Source organism: Actinoplanes sp. HUAS TT8, assembly GCF_051380535.1.
In the GTDB taxonomy this organism is placed as follows: Bacteria; Actinomycetota; Actinomycetes; order Mycobacteriales; family Micromonosporaceae; genus Actinoplanes.
The window spans coordinates 7,807,649-7,825,119 of sequence record NZ_CP195646.1 but is presented as its reverse complement, the minus strand read 5'-3'; the positions used below and the strand labels follow the sequence as shown (position 1 = coordinate 7,825,119).

Genomic DNA, 17,471 nt, shown 5'->3' with positions numbered 1-17,471 from the left:
CCCGGCAGTTAGCTGTAAACAAAGTTAACTGCCGGGGCGGGTTTTCCGTTACCCTCGTCGGGATCGATCCCCGTCCCCCGAGGAGATCCCCGTGCGACGTTCTCTCGCGGCCCTGGCCGCGCTCTCCTTCACCCTGCTCGCGGCCGGTTGCTCGGCCGATTCCGGTTCGCCGGCGGCGACGGGCACCCCGGCCGCCGCCGCGCCGGCATCCGCGGACCCGGCGGCGGCCGCCTCGGCCGACGCGGCCCTGTCCGCCGACACCCAGGCCATCTGCGCGCAGGCGGCCCGGACCAGCACGAACTTCGGCACGAATTTCGCCGCCGACTACGCCACCCTGGTCGGCGCCGCCGCGCAGGGGGCCGAAGCCAAGGCCCGCGCCCAGGAGAAGGTCGACCGGACCGTGGACGGGTACTCGTACGCCCTGACCGACATGGCGAAGCTCACCGACGACCCGGCGTTGAAGAAGGCGTTGTCCGGTATGGGGGCCCAGGTGACCACCCTCAAAGGTGATCTTTCGAAGATCGACGACAAGACGCTGGCCGACCTGCATGCCACCCTCGATGCGGCCTGCGGAAAGAGTTAACCCGGTTTTGGTGTCGGCGCGCCGATGAAGTAGGCTTGCCGACGGCGCTTTTTCGGCGCCTGCCTCGTGCGCCCGGCCTGATCACATCAGTGGCCGAGTCGGCCGCGCCGGGGCCCCAGCAGTATCCGCCAAGCAGCTTATGTCTCGGCTGCGCAAGTCTCAGGGAGTCCGCGTCCTATGTACGCGATCGTCAAGACCGGCGGCAAGCAGTACAAGGTTGCCGAGGGCGACGTGATCGAGGTCGAGAAGCTCGTGGGCGAGCCCGGCGACGCTCTGACGCTCGCCGCGGTCCTCCTCGTCGACGGTGACAACCTGGTGACCGACGCGGCCAAGCTTGCCAACGTTACGGTGTCCGGCGAGATCGCCGAGCACACCAAGGGTCCGAAGATCCGGATCCACAAGTTCAAGAACAAGACCGGCTACCACAAGCGCCAGGGTCACCGTCAGCCGCTGACTCGCGTCAAGGTGACCGGCATCAAGAGCGGGAAGTAGGCGTAGACATGGCTCACAAAAAGGGTGCATCCAGCTCGCGTAACGGCCGTGACTCCGCCGCCCAGCGGCTCGGTGTCAAGCGCTTCGGCGGCCAGCTCGTGAACGCCGGCGAGATCCTGATCCGCCAGCGTGGCACGAAGTTCCACCCGGGCGACCTGGTCGGTCGCGGTGGCGACGACACGCTGTTCGCGCTCTCCGCGGGCAACGTGCTGTTCGGCACCAAGCGGGGCCGCAAGACCGTCAGCATCGTGCCGGTCGCGGAGTAATACTGCCGAAGCGGGCCGCGGACCTCTTGGGGTCCACGGCCCGCTTTCGTTTGTACGCCCCGGGCCCGCGGTCCCGGCTGGCACTGAGGGCTGCTTTTCGGGCGAAAAACCGCCCTGAGCGCCAGCCGAGCCATTGGCCTCGACGGCGACGCGGGGGAACAGCGGTGCGTCGGCCGGCGTTGGGCAAGGCCGGGGCGCGGAACAGCCACCGCGCGAGGGCGTGGCTGGTTGTCAGGGGTGCCTCAACCGGCGTGAGGCACCCCTGAGAGCCAGCCGAAGAGCCCGCCGCCAGTGGGTAACTGAGACATGAAGCGTTACGAGGAGTTGAGCCGTGACCACGTTCGTCGACCGGGTCGTGCTGCACCTGCAGGCGGGTGACGGCGGGCACGGCTGTGTCTCCGTTCTCCGGGAGAAGTTCAAGCCGCTCGGCGGTCCGGACGGTGGCGACGGCGGGCACGGTGGCAGCATCACGCTGGTCGTCGACCCGCAGCAGCACACCCTGCTGGACTTCCACTTCCACCCGCACGTCAAGGCCACCAACGGCGCCGGTGGCGCCGGCGCCAACCGGGACGGGGCGAACGGCAAGGGCCTGGTCCTCAAGGTTCCGGACGGCACGGTCGTGCAGACCCTGGACGGCGAGGTCCTGGCCGACCTGGTCGGCATCGGCACCGAGTTCGAGGTGGCCCGCGGTGGCCGGGGCGGCCGGGGCAACCGGGCCCTCGCGAACACCCGCCGCAAGGTGCCGGGCTTCGCCGAGCTGGGCGAGCCGGGTGACCAGCTGGACGTCGTGCTGGAGCTGAAGAGCGTCGCCGACGTCGGCCTGGTCGGTTTCCCGTCGGCCGGCAAGTCGTCGCTGATCTCGGTGCTCTCGGCGGCCAAGCCGAAGATCGCCGACTACCCGTTCACGACCCTGGTGCCGAACCTGGGCGTGGTGCAGGCCGGCGAGCAGACGTTCGTCATCGCCGACGTGCCCGGGCTGATCCCGGGCGCGGCCACCGGCAAGGGCCTCGGCATGCAGTTCCTGCGGCACATCGAGCGGACCTCGGTGCTGGTGCACGTGCTGGACGCGGCGACGCCGGAGATCGACCGGGACCCGCTGGCCGACCTGGACGCGATCGAGGCCGAGCTGAGCGCCTACGGCGGCCTGGAGGACCGGCCCCGGATGGTGGTCCTCAACAAGATCGACATCCCGGACGGGCGGGACCTGGCCGACATCGTGCGCCCCGACCTGGAGGCCCGCGGCTTCGAGGTGTTCGAGGTGAGCGCGGTGACCCGGGAGGGTCTCAAGGAGTTCAACTACGCGCTGGCCAAGGCCGTGGCCGACTTCCGGGCGGCCAAGCCGGTGGTCGAGGCGACCCGGGTGGTGCTGCGCCCGCGCGCGGTGGACGACACCGGTTTCACCGTCGAGCAGGACGCGGACGGCGTCTTCGTGGTCCGGGGCACCCAGGTCGAGCGCTGGATCAAGCAGACGAACTTCGACAACGACGAGGCGATCGGCTTCCTGGGCGACCGGCTGGAGCGGCTCGGCGTCGAGGACAAGCTCGGCAAGCTGGGCGCGGTGGCCGGCGACCCGGTCCGGATCGGCACCCGCGAGTTCGACTGGCACCCGAACGCGGGCGAGTTCATCTCCGGCCCGCGCGGCACCGACGCCCGTCTGGAGGAACTGGACCACCGGCCGTCGGCGGCCCAGCGTCTGGCCGCCCGCAAGGCCCGCCGGGTCCGGTCGGAGGACGAGATCTCGCACATGGCGGCCGACGGAACCGTCACCAGCGTCACCAACTCGAAACTCCCCGTTCTGGTCAGTGACGACGATTACGACGAGGACGACACCGGCGAATAGCGGTTCGGCCAGTTCTTCGCAACCCTCCGGAAACGGACGTCACATAGGGTCACCTACGTGCAAATCGAATCGCGTCCCGCCCTGGACCCCGAAATCGCCGCTCTCGTGACTGCTCAGCAGCGCGAGATGGCCGAGGCTGGAGCGGGCACGGGGAAGATATTCGAACCGCACGATGACGTGGAGTATCTGATCGGTGTGGTGAACGGCCGGGCGGTCGCGTGCGCGGCCTGGCGGACCCTGGAGGCCGGGGTCGCCGAGCTGCTGCGCATGTACGTCCGCCCGGCCTACCGCGGCCGCGGCCTGGCCCGCCAGATGATCGTGGCGGTGGAGGAGGAGGCGCTCGCGGTGGGCCGGCCGGTCATCCGGCTGGAGACCGGCGTCTACCTGCCGGCCGCGATCGCCCTCTACCAGTCCTCGGGGTACCGGCAGATCCCCGCGTTCGGTGGCTATGCCGGCAACCCGAGCAGTGTCTGCTTCGAGAAGCAGCTTCCCGCGTTAGTTCAGTAGACCGATGCCGGCCCGCGCGCGGCGCACCGTCGCGGCGGCGATCGGACGGACCTTCTCGGCGCCGTCCGCGAGTACCCTCCGTACAAAATCGGGATTTTTCGCAAGCTCGGCGTGACGCGCCCGCAAGGGAGCCAGCAGCGCCTCGATCGCGTCCCCGACCTCCCGTTTCAGTGCCGCGTAGGAGGTCGGGTCGGACGGTGGCCGGCCGGTCGTCTCGGCCAGGATGTCGATGAGGTTGGTCACGCCGGGCTGGTTCTCCCGGTCGCGGCGGACCCGTCCGGCCTGGTCGGTGGCGGCCCGCGCGATCGTCCGCCGGATCACCTCGGGCGGATCGAGCAGGCCGATCTGACCGGTTCCGAGGCTCTTGCCCATCTTCATCGTCGGCTCGGCCAGGTCCATGACCCGCGCGGCCGAGTCCGGGCGGACGCCCTCGGGCACGGTGAACGTCGGGCCGTATTTCGTGTTGAACCTGGTCGCGAGCGTGCGGGCCAGCTCCAGGTGCTGGTTCTGATCCTCGCCGACCGGGACCTGGGTGGTGTCGTAGAGCAGGATGTCGGCGGCCATCAGCACCGGATAGGTGAGCAGGCTGAGCCGGATCGGGCCACCCGCCGCCGACTTCTCCTTGAACTGGATCATCCGCGTCGCCTCGCCGTGCGCGGCCACGCATTCCAGCAGGTAGTGCAGCTCGGTGTGCTCGCGGACCTGGGACTGGACGACGATCGGGGTGCGTTCCGGGTCGACCCCGGCGGCGAGCATGACCGTGGCCTGCTCCAGCGTGAATCGCCGTACCGAAGCGGGGTCGTGTTCCATGGTCATCGCGTGCAGGTCGGCGATCAGGGCGATGGACTCGGTGGTGTCCTGGGCTCTGATCAGGGGACGCAGCGCGCCCAGCAGGTTGCCGAGATGCAGCCGTCCGGTCGGCTGAAAACCGGTGAGGCGGCGGGTCCGGCCGGGTGCGTCGGTCACGGTTGTCGTCATGAGAGGTCTCCGATTTCTTGGGTACGGAGACCGCCCCTTCCCGGAGACCACAGCTGCGTGAACGAAGCACGGCCGCCCGGATGGGGGCGGCCGCGGAAGAGTGATCGCGCGTGGGTGAGGCCGCCCGGCTAGGGCCGCCACCAGTTGTTCCGAGTCACGCGCATGCCCCGAAGCTAGCGCGCCGGCCGTCCCCGGGCAAGTGATCGCGGGACGTGCCCGCGCGGCGCGGGAGCGGTTACCGGCATGATTGTGCGCATGCCGACCCTGACCCGTGCCGAGGCCGCCGACCGGGCGTCCCTCGTCGACGTCGAGAGCTACCACGTCGACCTGGACCTGACCGGTGACGGCGACACGTTCCGGACCCGCGCGGTGGCCCGTTTCCGGGCTCGTTCCGGCGCGTCGACGTTCTGTGAGTTCGAGCCGGTCGAGGTCGCCTCGATCACGCTGAACGGGCAGCCGGTGCCGCCCGCGGCGGTGGCCGGGGGACGGCTCGCGCTCGACGGCCTGGCCGAGGAGAACGAGCTGGTCGTGGACGCGACCATGCGGTATTCGAACAACGGCGAGGGCCTGCACCGCTACACCGACCCGGCCGACGGCTCGGTCTACCTCTACCAGCACCTGTTCATCAACAACGGCGGCCGGGTGCTGCCCTGCTTCGACCAGCCCGACCTGAAGGCGTCGTTCCGGGTGAGTGTGACCGCCCCGGCCGACTGGACGGTGGCCACCAACGGCCGGCTGGTGTCGCGGGACGGCGGGCGCTGGGAGTTCGCGCCCACCGAGCGCATCTCGACGTACCTGGCCAGCCTGATCGCTGGCCCCTGGCACGTGCGTGAGGAGGAGCACGACGGCATCCCGCTGGCCCTCTACATCCGGGCCACGCTGGCCGAGCAGCTGGACGCCCAGGCCCCGGAGATCTTCGAGGTCACCAAGCAGTGCCTGGACCGGTTCCACGAGATGTTCGAGATCCGCTACCCGTTCGGGCACTACCAGCAGGCCTTCGCCCCGGAGTTCAACTTCGGCGCGATGGAGTACCCCGGGCTGGTGGTCTTCCGCGACGAGTTCGTGCCGCGCTCGACGATCACCGAGACCGAGCGTGAGCACCGGGCCAGCGTGATCGCGCACGAGATGGCCCACCAGTGGTTCGGCGACCTGGTCACCATGGCCTGGTGGGACGACCTGTGGCTGAACGAGTCGTTCGCCGAGTACCTGGGCGCCCGGGTGGCCGCCGAGGCGACCCGGTTCACCGGCACCTGGACCACGTTCGCCATCCACCGCAAGGCCTGGGGGCTGCGCGCCGACCAGCGGCCGTCGACCCACCCGGTCGCGCCGGCCGAGGTCGCCGACACCGATCAGGCGCTGATGAACTTCGACGGCATCTCGTACGCCAAGGGTGCCTCGGTGCTCAAGCAGCTCGTCGCCTGGCTGGGCGACGAGCCGTTCCTGGCCGGGGTGAACGCGCACTTCGAGACCCACGCGTACGGCAACGCCACGCTGGCCGACCTGCTCCGGGCCCTGTCCAAGGCGGGCGGCCGGGACCTGTCCGGCTGGGCCGAGCTGTGGCTGCGCCGCGCCCAGGTGAACACGCTGCGGCTCGAGGCGCACCGCGACGGCGACGTGTACCGCGAGGTGGCCGTCGTGCAGACCGCCCCCGAGGACTTCCCGACGCTGCGCCCGCACCGGATCGGGGTCGGGGTCTACGACCACGCCGGGGGCGTGGTCACGCGGCGGGAGCTGATCGAGACCGAGCTCGACGCGACCGGGCGGACCGTGCTGCCCGCCCTGGCCGGGGCTCCGGTCGCGGATCTCCTGCTGTTGAACGACGGGGATCTGGCGTACGGGAAGATCCGTCTCGACGATGAATCGGCCGCCGCCGTCCCGCTGCTGCTGCCGCTGCTCGGCGACTCGCTGGCCCGCGCGATCATCTGGGCCTCGGTGCTGGACGCCGTGGTGGACGGCGAGCGCCCGGTCGCCGAGCTGGTCGCGCTGGTGCTGGCCGCGCTGCCGGCCGAGACCGAGACGGTGATCGTCGAGGACGTGCTGCGGGCCACCCGCGGCCTGGTCGACCGCTACGCCACCGCCGAGACCCGCCCGGCCGCCCTGGAACTGATCGCGCAGGCCGCCGACCGGCTGATCGCCGCCTCCGAGCCCGGCGGTTCGCGGCAGCTGATCGCCGTCCGCGGGCTGATCGGCGCCACCGTCGACACCGCCCGCCTGAGCGGCTGGCTGGACGGCGAGAACGTGCCCGAGGGGCTGGTCGTCGACGCCGACCTGCGCTGGCTGATCCTCTACCGGCTGGCCGTGCTGGGCGTGGCCGGGCCGGACGCGATCGAGGCCGAGCTGGCCGGGGACCGGACGGCCACCGGCGAGCAGTGGGCGTTCCGCTGCCGGGCCGCGGTGCCCGACCCGGCCGGCAAGGAGGCGGCGTGGGCGGCGATCGTCGGGGACGAGACGCTCTCCAACCGGCTGGTCGAGCTCACCGCGTCCGGGTTCTGGCAGGCCGAGCAGCGGGAGCTGCTGGAGCCGTACGTGGCGCGGTACTTCGCCGAGATGCCCGCGATGATGCGGATCCGGTCCGGGATGAGCGCCGAGAAGACGGTGCTGGCGGCCTACCCGGCCGTGATGGTCTCGGCCCGGACCCGGGAGCTGGCGGCCGAGCTGCTGGCCACGCCGGAGCTGCACCCGCTGCTGCACCGGGTCGTGCTGGACAACGACGACGACATGCGGCGCGCGGTGAACGCGTCCTGACTTCTCCGGTTTTATCCGTTCACACCCCGTAACCTGAGACTACGGGGGTGAATGCGTGGAATGGTCCGCTGAACTTTCCGGTGGTCTGCTGCAGGCCGCGCCGGACGCGATCCTGGTCTTCGACGGTCCACGGATCGCGCTGGCCAACGACCGGGCCGGCCAGATGTACGGCTGGCCCGGCGGCGAGCTGGTCGGCCAGCCGGTCGACGTGCTGCTGACCGACGAGTCCCGGGCGATGCTGCCCGAGCGCCGGCGGGCCATCGCGTCGTCCACCGGCGGCTCGATCGGCTCGGTCGTGACCACCGCCCGGCGTCGCGACGGCTCCGAGTTCCCGGTCGAGTCGTCCACCACGATCGTCGAGACGCCGCAGGGCCGGCTCGCGATCGCGGTGGTCCGGGACCTGACCGAGCGGATCCGCGGCGAGGAGGAGAAGGCCAAGCTGCGGGCCGAGGCGCACGCCCACCGCAGCCAGCGGCTGGAGAGCCTGGGCCAGCTGGCCGGCGGCATCGCGCACGACTTCAACAACATGCTCGGCGTGATCCTCAACTACGCGAACTTCGTGATCGAGGAGGCCGAGGCGGCCGAGCCCGACCTCAAGGCGATCGCCGCCGACGCCCAGCAGGTGGTCCGGGCCGGCACCCGCGGCACCGACCTCACCCACCAGCTGCTCGCCTTCGCCCGCCGCGAGGTGGTCCGCCCCCAGCCGATCGACCTGAACGCGCGGATCGGCGAGCTGCAGCAGAGCCTGCGCGAGCTGGTGGGGGAGAACGTCACGCTGATCTTCCGGCCCGGGCCGGGCCTGCCGTCGGTCACCTTCGATCCCAGCCACCTCGAACAGGTGCTGGTCAGCCTGGTGCAGAACGCCCGGGACGCGATGCGCTCGGGCGGCAGCCTGGTGATCGACACGCACCGGCTCGGCGACCGCGTCCGGCTGCGGATCTCCGACTCCGGTCAGGGCATGAGCGCCGACGTGCTCGACCGCGCCTTCGACCCGTTCTTCACCACCAAACCCAAGGGCGAGGCGACCGGGCTCGGCCTGGCCACCGTGTACGGCGTGATCAACCAGGCCGGCGGCGAGGTGACCCTGGCCAGCGAACCGGGCCTGGGCACCACGGTCACCGTGGTGCTGCCGGCCGGCGAGGAATCCGTGCCGCAGGAGGAGGAGGCGCCGGCCGCGACCCGCGGGCACGGCGAGACCGTGCTGGTCGCCGAGGACGAGGCGGCACTGCGCGACGTGGCCGGGCGGATCCTGACCGGCGCCGGCTATCAGGTGATCACCGCGGACTGCGGCAAGCAGGCGCTGGAGGTCGCGGCCGGGCACTCCGGGCGGATCGACCTGCTGCTCAGCGACGTGGTGATGCCCGGGATGCTGGGCAAGGAGCTGGCCGAGCGACTGACCGGGGCGCGGCCGTCGACGCGGGTGCTCTACATGTCCGGGTACGCGCAGCCGGTGCTGGCCTCGCAGGGGACGCTGGATCCGGGCGTGGAGCTGCTGGAGAAGCCGTTCACCGCGAACGACCTGCTGGCCGCCGTCCGGAAGCGCCTGGACGGCTGAGCTGGGTTTGCCCCCGCCGGGGAGAACCCGCAAAATCGTGCTTTAAGCTGCTCGGATGTCTTCCGGCCGCCGCATCGGCATCATGGGTGGGACGTTCGATCCCATCCACCACGGCCACCTGGTCGCGGCCAGCGAGGTGCAGGCCCGCTTCGAGCTCGACGAGGTGATGTTCGTCCCGACCGGGCAGCCGTACGAGAAGGGCCGCGTCTCGCCCGCCGAGGACCGCTACCTGATGACGGTGATCGCCACCGCGTCGAACCCGCGCTTCCACGTGAGCCGGGCCGACCTGGACCGGGACGGGCCCACGTACACCGTCGACACGCTGCGCGACATGCGGGCCGTCTACGGACAGTCGGCCGAGCTGTTCTTCATCACCGGCGCCGACGCGGTGTCCCGGATCATGTCGTGGAAGGACGCGCTGACCATGCTCGGCCTGGCGCACTTCATCGGCGTGACCCGGCCCGGCTTCGAACTGTCGGCCGCGAACCTGCCCGAGGACAGCGTGACGCTCGTCGAGGTCCCGGCGCTGGCCATCTCGTCCAGCGACTGCCGGAAACGGGTGGCCGCGGGCCTTCCGGTCTGGTACCTGGTACCGGACGGTGTCGTGCAATACATCAACAAGCGGGGCCTCTATCGGGACTCGGGGATTGTCGGACCCGCGTGAGAGACTTGGCCTGTTAGTGGACCCGGTAGAGGGGATTCTTTTGACGATTAACGAGCGCGCTTACGAACTCGCCATGGCTGCCGCCCAGGCCGCCGCCGACAAGAAGGCGCAGGACATCTCCGTCATCGACGTGGGCGACCAGCTCGCCATCACCGACGCCTTCGTGATCGCTTCCGCGTCCAACGAGCGCCAGGTGGTCGCGATCGTCGATGCCATCGAGGAAGCGCTCGTCGCGCTGCCGGAGAAGGCGAAGCCGGTCCGGCGCGAGGGCGAACGGCAGGGCCGCTGGGTGCTGCTGGACTACGTCGACATCGTGGTCCACGTGCAGCACGCCGAGGAGCGGGAGTTCTACGCCCTCGACAAGCTGTGGAAGGACTGCCCGGTCATTCCGTTCGTCGACCGCGACATGGTCGAGGCGGGCGCGGCCGGCACCGAAGCGCCGTGACCACTCGCCTCATCGTCTGGCGGCACGGCAACACCGACTGGAACGCGGGCAGTCGCGTCCAGGGGCAGACCGACGTGCCGCTCAACGATCTCGGCCGCCGGCAGGCGGCGGAGGCGGCCGAGCTGCTGGCGGCGATGCGGCCCGCCGCGATCGTCGCCAGCGACCTCAGCCGGGCCTCGGACACCGCGGCCGCGCTGACCGCGCTCACCGGGCTCACGGCCGGCTACGACGAGCGGCTGCGGGAGCGGTTCTTCGGGCCCTGGCAGGGCCTGACCACCGCGGAGGTCCAGGTGCAGCGGCCGGCCGAGTTCGCCCGCTGGAAAGCCGGTGAGGACGTCGTCGGCGACGACGTCGAGACCCTCGACGACCTGGGCAAGCGGGTCAGCGAAGCGTTCCAGGACGCGGCCGCTCTCGCCCCCGGCGGCGTCGTGGTGGCCGCCACCCACGGCGCGGCCGCCCGGCAGGGCCTCGGCCACCTGCTCGGCTGGCCCCGCGAGCAGGTCCGCACCCTGCGCGCGCTGCGGAACTGTCACTGGATCGAGCTCACCCTCGACGAGGGGCCGGGCTGGCAGCTGTCGGCGTACAACGTGGGTGTCCTCGCCGAGGGGAACCGTTCCGGCTCCGGGAGCGTCCAACCGTCATGATCCGTCGAACTGTCGTACCCACCGCCCTTCTCCTGCTGCTCGTCGCCGGGTGTGCGAACTCGGCGGACGACGCCGGGTCGATCTCCTCCGGCTCGGTGCCGTCGGCGAGCCCGTCGGCCGCGGTGTCGCCGTCCGCGCTGCCCGAGGCGACCTCGCCGGGCAAGCCGGTGACCGGCACCACCACCATCACCGGCACGGTCTCGGCCGGCGTCGAGCCGAACTGCACGCTTCTGCAGGAGCCCGGCGGTGCCGCCCACCTGCTCGTCTTCAAGGACGAGAAGCTGCGATCGGCCGCCGCCGCGGGCAGCAAGGTGACCGTCACCGGCGTCGCCCAGCCCGGCATGATGAGCACCTGCCAGCAGGGCGAGCCGTTCCTGGTGTCCTCGGTCACGCCGGGCTGATCCCGAGCGGGCCCGCGATCAGTAGAGTTCGTGCATGACCATCGCGGTCGTCACCGATTCCACGGCATATCTGCCCGCCGAGCTGAGCGGGCGATATGAGCTGACCATCGTGCCGCTCACCGTCGTGATCAACGGGTGGGACGGCCTGGAGGGCCTGGAGATCGCCCCGGCCGAGGTGGCCCGGGCGCTCGGCGGGCGCCGCTCCTCGGTCAGCACGTCCCGCCCGTCCCCGTCCCAGTTCGCCGAGGTCTATCGCAAGCTGCTGGCCGACGGGGCCGACGGGGTCGTCTCGGTGCACCTGTCGGCCAAGCTGTCCGGCACGTTCGAGGCCGCGCAACTGGCCGCGGCCGAGGTCGGCCCGCGCATCCAGGTCGTGGACAGCGGCACCGCCGCGATGGGCCTGGGATTTCCCGCACTGGCCGCCGCCACGGCCGCCGATCAAGGTCAAGATCTTGATTCGGTACGTCGGGTCGCCGTCGACCACGCGGAACGCGTGAGCACCCTGTTCTACGTCGACACGCTGGAGTTCCTTCGCCGCGGCGGCCGGATCGGGGCGGCGTCGGCGCTGCTCGGCACGGCACTGTCGGTCAAGCCGATCCTGCACGTGGTGGACGGGGCCGTGGTCGTGCGCGACAAGGTGCGTACCGCCGGTCGGGCGCTCAGCCGGCTGGTCGATCTCGCGGTGGAGGCGGCCGGGCCGGGGGAGGCCGACATCGCGGTGCACCATCTCGGGACACCGGAGCGGGCCACCGCGCTGGTGGACGCGATCACCATGCGGCTCGGGGACCGGCTGCGGGACTGCTACCTGACCGAGGTCGGAGCGGTCGTGGCCGCGCACACCGGGCCGGGCCTGGCCGGTGTCGTCGTGCACCGGCGTCCTTAAGCCGGCCAGCCCTCCGCACGCCACCGCTCCGGACTGACGTCGTCGACCCGGGTCAGGTCCAGCTCGGTCCAGGGGACGACCCGCTCGTCGCCCAGCTCGACCTCGTCGGCGACCGGGAGCAGGACCGGGCCGTCGGCCGCCCACACCGCCCGGGTGCGCCAGCCGCCCTCGTCCGAGCCGGTCAGCCGCAGCTCGGCCGCATCCGGCAGCTCGGCCGCCTGCCGGTGGTACTCCTCGACGGCCAGGATCCGCTCGGCCCGGGACACCACGTGGTGCAGCGGATGGCCGGCCGGCGCGGGGTACGGGATCGGGCTGCCGTCGCCGTCACTGACGTACGCCATCGGGGTCAGCGACCGTGAGGACTTCGCGTAGATCTCCTCGGCCTGCGCGAACAACGCCGGGAGCAGGGCCGGATCGTCGGCGGTGACCAGCAGGGTTCCGCGCTCCGGGGCGAACGCGACCGGACGGCCGCCGACCTGCCCGGCCAGACGCTCCAGCCAGCCCGGGAGCAGCAGATGCGAGGTCCAGTACGCGTTCCCGTCGTCCACGAAACGCACCACGACCGGCTTGCCCGCCGGGTTCCCGTGCAGCACCGCGCCGGGCAGGTTCGCTCGGGCGGCGTCGAAGACCTGCTCGGCGGTGACGTTCCAGAGCGCCAGTTGCGCCGGGGTGACGTACGTGATGGTCTCGGGATGGTCGAAAACCACGAATTCCGAGAGGAACGGCACGGCCGGGCGCCGGATCGGAGCACCCGGGGCGCCACCTCGCAGAACCGGGCGCAGCATCGGCGCCGCGTCCTTCCAGTCCTGCGGAAGATTTCCGGTACGGAGAATGTCGGCGAGATGTTCCCGCAGCTCACGACGATTGCGCCCGAGCAGCGGGGTCAACGGCAGGATGCTCGGCTCGTCGTCGCCCGGCAGCGTGAACCGGATCTCGAAGGCGGCCCGGTGGTAACGGGCGTCCCGCACGCCCGCACGGCGCAGACGCCGGAGGGCCCGACCGGCCAACCGGGCGCGGGCAACCCTGCGTAACAGCCCCACGACGCTGCCCTATCGTCTCGCGGTGATCACACGGGCGTCGAGATCATCGTCGGTGACCACGGCGGACGTCAATCCGTTCCCATCGACGGCGGCGATCGCGGCCCCGGCCTGTGCCTCGGTGATCTCGGAGAGCAGCAGCCCGCCCGGGGCCAGCCAGGCCCCGGCCCCGTCGAGAACCGCGCGGAACACGGCCAGACCGTCGTCGCCACCGTCCAGCGCCGTGCGCGGCTCGTGATCACGGGCCTCGGCCGGCAGGAACGGGAGGTGCCGGGTCGCCACGTAGGGGACGTTGGCCAGCAGGACGGTGATCCGGCCGCGCAACTCCGGGGGCAGGGCGGCGAAGAGATCACCCTGGTGGACGTTGCCCCCGAGGTTCTCCTCGGCGCAGGCGACCGCGACCGGATCGACGTCGGCGGCGTGCACGCTGATTCCGGGAATTGCTTCCCGTACGGCCAGAGCGAGCGCTCCGGACCCACAGCACAGGTCCACGACCAGCGGATCATCGTGCCGCCCGGCCTCCTCGACGGCGACCCGGACCAGCAGCTCGCTGCGCACCCGGGGGACGAAGACGCCCGGCCGGAGCCTGACCCGGACACCGGCGAAATCCGCGAAGCCGACCACCTGCTCCAGCGGCTCGCCCGCGCAGCGCCGCTCGACCAGCGCCGCCAGGTCGCCGCCGCTGCTGACCAGCACCGCGGCCTCGTCCTCGGCGAAGACGCAGCCCGCGGACCGTAGCCGGATGATCGCCTCTTCTTCGGTCACACGCCGTCCTTAGCAGAGCTCGCAAGATCATGGGGCTTGTCCACAGTGCCGGTCTGTCCACAGCCCGGCCGGCACCGGCCGGGCCGAGGTCACAGACTTCGACCCCGTGCGAGAGGCGAAGGATACCGACGACGTCGTGGCGACCCGGATGCGGGCGCTCCACGACGGGTCGCCGCCGCCGGCGCCGGCCGTGGGTGCGCCGGGCCGGGCGGGGCCGGGCGGCGACGGCGGGCCGCTGCGGTGGTCGGACATCGTGCCGGCCTGGTCCGAGATCGACGAGCCGGGTGGCGGCCCGTCCGGTGTGTACGGCTCGGGAGGATCGAGAGGTGGTGGGCGTGGTCTGCCTGACGGAGTTGACCGGCCCGGGCGGGTTCCGGTGCCTTCCGGGCTTCCCGACGGCCCGGCGGGCGCTGAGATGCCTGCGTGGGGCGAGCCGTTCGACGAGCGGTACTCCTGGAAGTTCGAGGAACCGCCGGAACCCGAACCGGCCCTCCCCGGCAAAGGGGCGTTCGGTGAGGCCGACGAACCACGCAAATGGCTGCACGCCGTCGACCCCGGGCGCTCCGGCGTCCGGGCCCTGGCCGCCGTCGCGGTGGTGGTCGCCCTGGTCGCGGCGTTCCTGGCCTGGCGGTCCCGGCCCCGGGCCGACCCGATCGCGCCGGGCGTCCCGGCCGGCCTCACGAGCACCGAGGCCGTCACCGGACCGACCGGTGGCAGCGCCCCGGCCGAGGTCGTGGTCGCGGTCGGCGGCAAGGTCCGGAAACCCGGCCTGGTCCGGCTGGCCCCCGGCGCCCGGGTCGCCGACGCCCTGACCGCGGCCGGTGGCGCCGAACCGGGAGTCGACGTGTCCGCCCTCAACCTGGCCCGCAAGGTCACCGACGGCGAACTGATCATGGTGGGCGTCACCCCACCGGCCGGCGCCCCGACCGGCCCGGCCGCCACCGGCCCGCCCGGCTCCGGCGGTGGCCTGATCAACCTGAACACGGCCACGCTGGCCGACCTGGACTCGCTGCCCGGGGTGGGCCCGGTCCTGGCCCAGCGAATCCTGGACGCCCGCGACGCCCAGGGCGGCTTCAAAGCGGTGACCGACCTCCGCAAGGTGGACGGCATCGGCGACGCCCGCTACGAGCAGCTCAAGGACCTGGTGACGATATGACCGCCCGGCGCCCGCCCCGGCCCGGCCCGGAACGACCGGAAACGCCTCGGCCGCGCCGACCCGGCCCGGCGTCGGCGCGGGGCTCCGGGCCGCAGAAAGCGGCACCGGATCTGCGGCTGGCCGGGTTCATGGTGGGGATCTGGCTGGCATCGCTGGGCGGGCTACACGGCAGCGCCCGGATCGGGCTGCTCGCAGGCGGGCTGGCCCTGCTCGTGGCCGTGGCGGGTGCGCTGGCCGGGCCGAACAGGAACAAGGCGGAGGAGGCGGCGGGAGGGCGGGCGCGAGGGGTATCGACAACCGAGCAACCGCGAGGAGCACCGGCAACCTGGGCCGCCCTGCGCTGGACCGGCGCGGCGATCGCCCTCGGCGCCGCCTGCGGATCCCTGGCCACCGCCGCCCGGGTCAGCGTCCGCGAGGCGCAACCCTTGGTCTCCCTGATCGACTCCGGCGATCCGGTCGACCTGTCGATGATCGTCCGCGACGACCCGCACGCGCTGACCACCACCGCCGGCCCACCGACCTACCTGGTCGCGGTCGAGCTGGAACGTGTCCGGCCGAAGGACGGCGGCACCCCGATCCGGCTGTCCGCGCGGGCGCTAGTACTCGGCAGCGACCCGGGCTGGCGCACCCTGCTTCCCGGCCAGCATCTGACCGCCACCGGCCGGCTGATGCCGCCGCGCCCGGGTGATCTGCGGGCGGCGGTCGTCTCCGTACGCGAATCGCCGCAGCTCATCGGGGAACCGTCGTGGGCTCAGCGCGCCGCCGGGGTTCTCCGGGCCGGGCTGCAGCGCGCCTGCGAGCCGTTGCCCGACGACTCCGGGGGTCTGCTGCCGGGCCTGGTCGTCGGGGACACCAGCCGGCTCGATCCGAGTCTGGAGGCCGATTTCCAGGCGACCGGCATGACACATCTGAACGCCGTGAGCGGCTCGAACGTGGCGATCATCCTGGGCGTCATCCTTTTCGTGGTGCGGCGGACCGGGGCCGGCCCAGTGCTCTGCGCGGTGGTGTGCGGGGTGGCGCTGGTCGGTTTCGTGATTCTGGCCCGGCCGTCGCCGAGTGTGGTCCGGGCCGCCGCGATGGGCGCGATCGGGCTGCTCGGGCTCGCTTCCGGGCGACCGCGGGCGGCGGTTCCGGCGCTGGCCGCGGCCGCCGCCGTGCTCCTGGTGTACGACCCGGAGCTGGCCGCGGACGCCGGTTTCACGCTGTCCGTGCTGGCCACCGCCGGTCTGCTGCTGCTCGCCCCGGTCTGGCGGGACGCGTTGCGGGCCCGGGGCTGGCCGCCCGGCGCGGCCGAGGCGCTGGCCGTGCCGGCCGCCGCGCAGGTGGCCTGCGGTCCGGTGATCGCCGGGCTGTCGGGCACGGTCAGCCTGGTCGCGGTGCCGGCGAACCTGGTGGTGGTGCCCGCCATCGCCCCGGCGACGTTGCTCGGGGTGGGCGCGGCGCTGCTCTCTCCGGTGTGGCCGGCCGGCGCCGAGTTCGCGGCCTGGCTGGCGCACTGGCCGGCCGAGTGGCTGGTGCTGGTCGCCCGGACCGGCGCCCGGATGCCGGCCGGGGCGCTGCCCTGGCCGGACGGGGTGCCCGGGGCGTTGCTGCTGGCCGGGATCACGGTGGTGGTGCTGATCGCGGCACGGCGGGCGGTGGTCCGGAAGCTGGCCGCGGTGGTGGCGGCGTGCGCGGTGCTGGGTGCGCTGCCGGTGCGGCTGCTCGCCTCCGGCTGGCCGCCGCCGGGCTGGCTGGTGGTGGCGTGTTCGGTCGGGCAGGGGGATGCGATCGTGCTGCCGGCCGGGGACGGGCGGGCGGTGGTGGTCGACGCCGGGCCGGAGCCGGATCCGGTGGACGGGTGCCTGCGCCGGCTCGGGATCCGGCAGGTGGCGTTGTTCGTGGTCAGCCACTATCACGTGGATCACATCGGCGGGGTGGAGGGCCTGTTCCGGGGGCGTGCGGTCGCGGCGGTGGTGGGCCCGGACTGGCCCGAGCCGGCCGGTGGGCGACGGCGGGTGGCCGAGGTCGCCGGGAAGGCCGGTGCGCCGGTGTCCTCGGCGGGGCCCGGGTGGACGTACGCGATCGGGGGTCTGAGGTTGGAGGCGCTTGCGCCTCTGGAGCCGCTGCACGGGACCAATTCGGATCCGAACAACAACTCGCTGGTGCTGCGGGCGACGGTCGCCGGGCGGACCGTGCTGCTGCCCGGTGATGCCGAGACCGAGGAGCAGAACGACCTGGTCGGGCGGCTCGGCGCGGCGGGCTTGCGGGCCGATGTGCTGAAGGTGGCGCATCACGGCAGTGCATTGCAGTCGCCGGAGCTGCTGGACGCGGTGGATCCGGCGGTGGCGCTGGTGTCGGTGGGGGTGGACAACGACTACGGGCATCCGAACGCGTCCCTGCTGGCGCGGCTGGCCCGGGACGGGGCGCGAGTGATCCGTACCGATGAATCGGGTGATGTCGCCGTGACGGCCGCCGGAGGTGGCCTCGCGGTGACCGTGCGCGGAGTCTGACCGCTCGTTGGAAGGGGT

17 protein-coding genes are annotated in these 17,471 nt (G+C 72.2%); 14 read left to right on the top strand and 3 right to left on the bottom strand.

All coding sequences use genetic code 11. The features are described 5' to 3' along the window. Positions 1 to 91: 91 nt before the first annotated feature. The 5 genes from ACSHV8_RS34595 (at position 92) to ACSHV8_RS34575 (ending at position 3,688) form a co-directional block, all read left to right on the top strand. Positions 92 to 583, top strand: coding sequence for a hypothetical protein (locus tag ACSHV8_RS34595; RefSeq protein ID WP_436522743.1), 492 nt, complete (start codon positions 92 to 94; stop codon positions 581 to 583). Positions 584 to 760: 177 nt separating this feature from the next. Continuing rightward, the gene (rplU, locus tag ACSHV8_RS34590; protein ID WP_014688346.1) at positions 761 to 1,075 is read left to right on the top strand and encodes a 50S ribosomal protein L21; all 315 of its coding nucleotides are present in this window, start codon (positions 761 to 763) and stop codon (positions 1,073 to 1,075) included. A gap of 8 nt (positions 1,076 to 1,083) precedes the next feature. Then, positions 1,084 to 1,341, top strand: a complete 258-nt coding sequence (gene rpmA / locus ACSHV8_RS34585) for a 50S ribosomal protein L27 (protein WP_122976754.1) — start codon at positions 1,084 to 1,086, stop codon at positions 1,339 to 1,341. Between the two features lie 331 nt (positions 1,342 to 1,672). Further along, positions 1,673 to 3,181: a GTPase ObgE gene (gene obgE, locus ACSHV8_RS34580; RefSeq protein WP_436522740.1), complete on the top strand. Its 1,509-nt coding sequence runs from the start codon at positions 1,673 to 1,675 to the stop codon at positions 3,179 to 3,181. 57 nt (positions 3,182 to 3,238) lie between these two features. Next, the gene (locus ACSHV8_RS34575) at positions 3,239 to 3,688 is read left to right on the top strand and encodes a GNAT family N-acetyltransferase (RefSeq protein ID WP_436522738.1); all 450 of its coding nucleotides are present in this window, start codon (positions 3,239 to 3,241) and stop codon (positions 3,686 to 3,688) included. Here ACSHV8_RS34575 and trpS read toward each other — a convergent pair. Then, positions 3,677 to 4,666: a tryptophan--tRNA ligase gene (gene trpS / locus ACSHV8_RS34570; protein WP_436522736.1), complete on the bottom strand. Its 990-nt coding sequence runs from the start codon at positions 4,664 to 4,666 to the stop codon at positions 3,677 to 3,679. The genes ACSHV8_RS34575 and trpS overlap by 12 nt on opposite strands. Positions 4,667 to 4,921: 255 nt before the next feature. On the opposite strand from trpS, the gene pepN reads away from it, so the two are divergent. The 7 genes from pepN to ACSHV8_RS34535 are packed head-to-tail and all read left to right on the top strand — an operon-like array spanning position 4,922 to position 12,003. Next, positions 4,922 to 7,411, top strand: coding sequence for an aminopeptidase N (gene pepN, locus ACSHV8_RS34565; protein WP_436522734.1), 2,490 nt, complete (start codon positions 4,922 to 4,924; stop codon positions 7,409 to 7,411). Between the two features lie 55 nt (positions 7,412 to 7,466). Next, the gene (locus ACSHV8_RS34560; RefSeq protein ID WP_436522732.1) at positions 7,467 to 8,966 is read left to right on the top strand and encodes an ATP-binding protein; all 1,500 of its coding nucleotides are present in this window, start codon (positions 7,467 to 7,469) and stop codon (positions 8,964 to 8,966) included. 55 nt (positions 8,967 to 9,021) lie between these two features. Then, complete coding sequence (gene nadD / locus ACSHV8_RS34555) at positions 9,022 to 9,630, top strand: nicotinate-nucleotide adenylyltransferase (RefSeq protein ID WP_436522730.1); 609 nt, start codon at positions 9,022 to 9,024, stop codon at positions 9,628 to 9,630. A 40-nt stretch (positions 9,631 to 9,670) separates the two neighbouring features. After that, positions 9,671 to 10,075: a ribosome silencing factor gene (gene rsfS / locus ACSHV8_RS34550; protein ID WP_436537042.1), complete on the top strand. Its 405-nt coding sequence runs from the start codon at positions 9,671 to 9,673 to the stop codon at positions 10,073 to 10,075. Next, a complete protein-coding gene (locus ACSHV8_RS34545) occupies positions 10,072 to 10,719 on the top strand; it encodes a histidine phosphatase family protein (RefSeq protein WP_436522729.1) in 648 nt (215 codons plus the stop codon). The genes rsfS and ACSHV8_RS34545 overlap by 4 nt, the downstream gene beginning before the upstream one ends. Further along, entirely contained in the window at positions 10,716 to 11,120 is a 405-nt protein-coding gene (locus tag ACSHV8_RS34540; RefSeq protein WP_436522727.1) for a hypothetical protein, read from the top strand. The genes ACSHV8_RS34545 and ACSHV8_RS34540 overlap by 4 nt, the downstream gene beginning before the upstream one ends. 34 nt (positions 11,121 to 11,154) lie before the next feature. Beyond that, positions 11,155 to 12,003 carry a DegV family protein gene (locus ACSHV8_RS34535; RefSeq protein WP_436522725.1) on the top strand — a complete coding sequence of 283 codons (849 nt, stop codon included), beginning with the start codon at positions 11,155 to 11,157 and terminating at the stop codon, positions 12,001 to 12,003. Here ACSHV8_RS34535 and ACSHV8_RS34530 read toward each other — a convergent pair. Both ACSHV8_RS34530 and ACSHV8_RS34525 read right to left on the bottom strand, forming a co-directional pair. After that, positions 12,000 to 12,971, bottom strand: coding sequence for a hypothetical protein (locus ACSHV8_RS34530; RefSeq protein WP_436522723.1), 972 nt, complete (start codon positions 12,969 to 12,971; stop codon positions 12,000 to 12,002). The genes ACSHV8_RS34535 and ACSHV8_RS34530 overlap by 4 nt on opposite strands. An 81-nt stretch (positions 12,972 to 13,052) precedes the next feature. Then, entirely contained in the window at positions 13,053 to 13,805 is a 753-nt protein-coding gene (locus ACSHV8_RS34525; protein ID WP_436522721.1) for a putative protein N(5)-glutamine methyltransferase, read from the bottom strand. 415 nt (positions 13,806 to 14,220) lie between these two features. Here ACSHV8_RS34525 and ACSHV8_RS34520 point away from each other — a divergent pair, with 415 nt between their 5' ends. Continuing rightward, a complete protein-coding gene (locus ACSHV8_RS34520) occupies positions 14,221 to 14,961 on the top strand; it encodes a helix-hairpin-helix domain-containing protein (protein WP_436537040.1) in 741 nt (246 codons plus the stop codon). Continuing rightward, positions 14,958 to 17,453 carry a ComEC/Rec2 family competence protein gene (locus tag ACSHV8_RS34515; protein ID WP_436522719.1) on the top strand — a complete coding sequence of 832 codons (2,496 nt, stop codon included), beginning with the start codon at positions 14,958 to 14,960 and terminating at the stop codon, positions 17,451 to 17,453. The genes ACSHV8_RS34520 and ACSHV8_RS34515 overlap by 4 nt, the downstream gene beginning before the upstream one ends. Positions 17,454 to 17,471 lie beyond the last annotated feature (18 nt).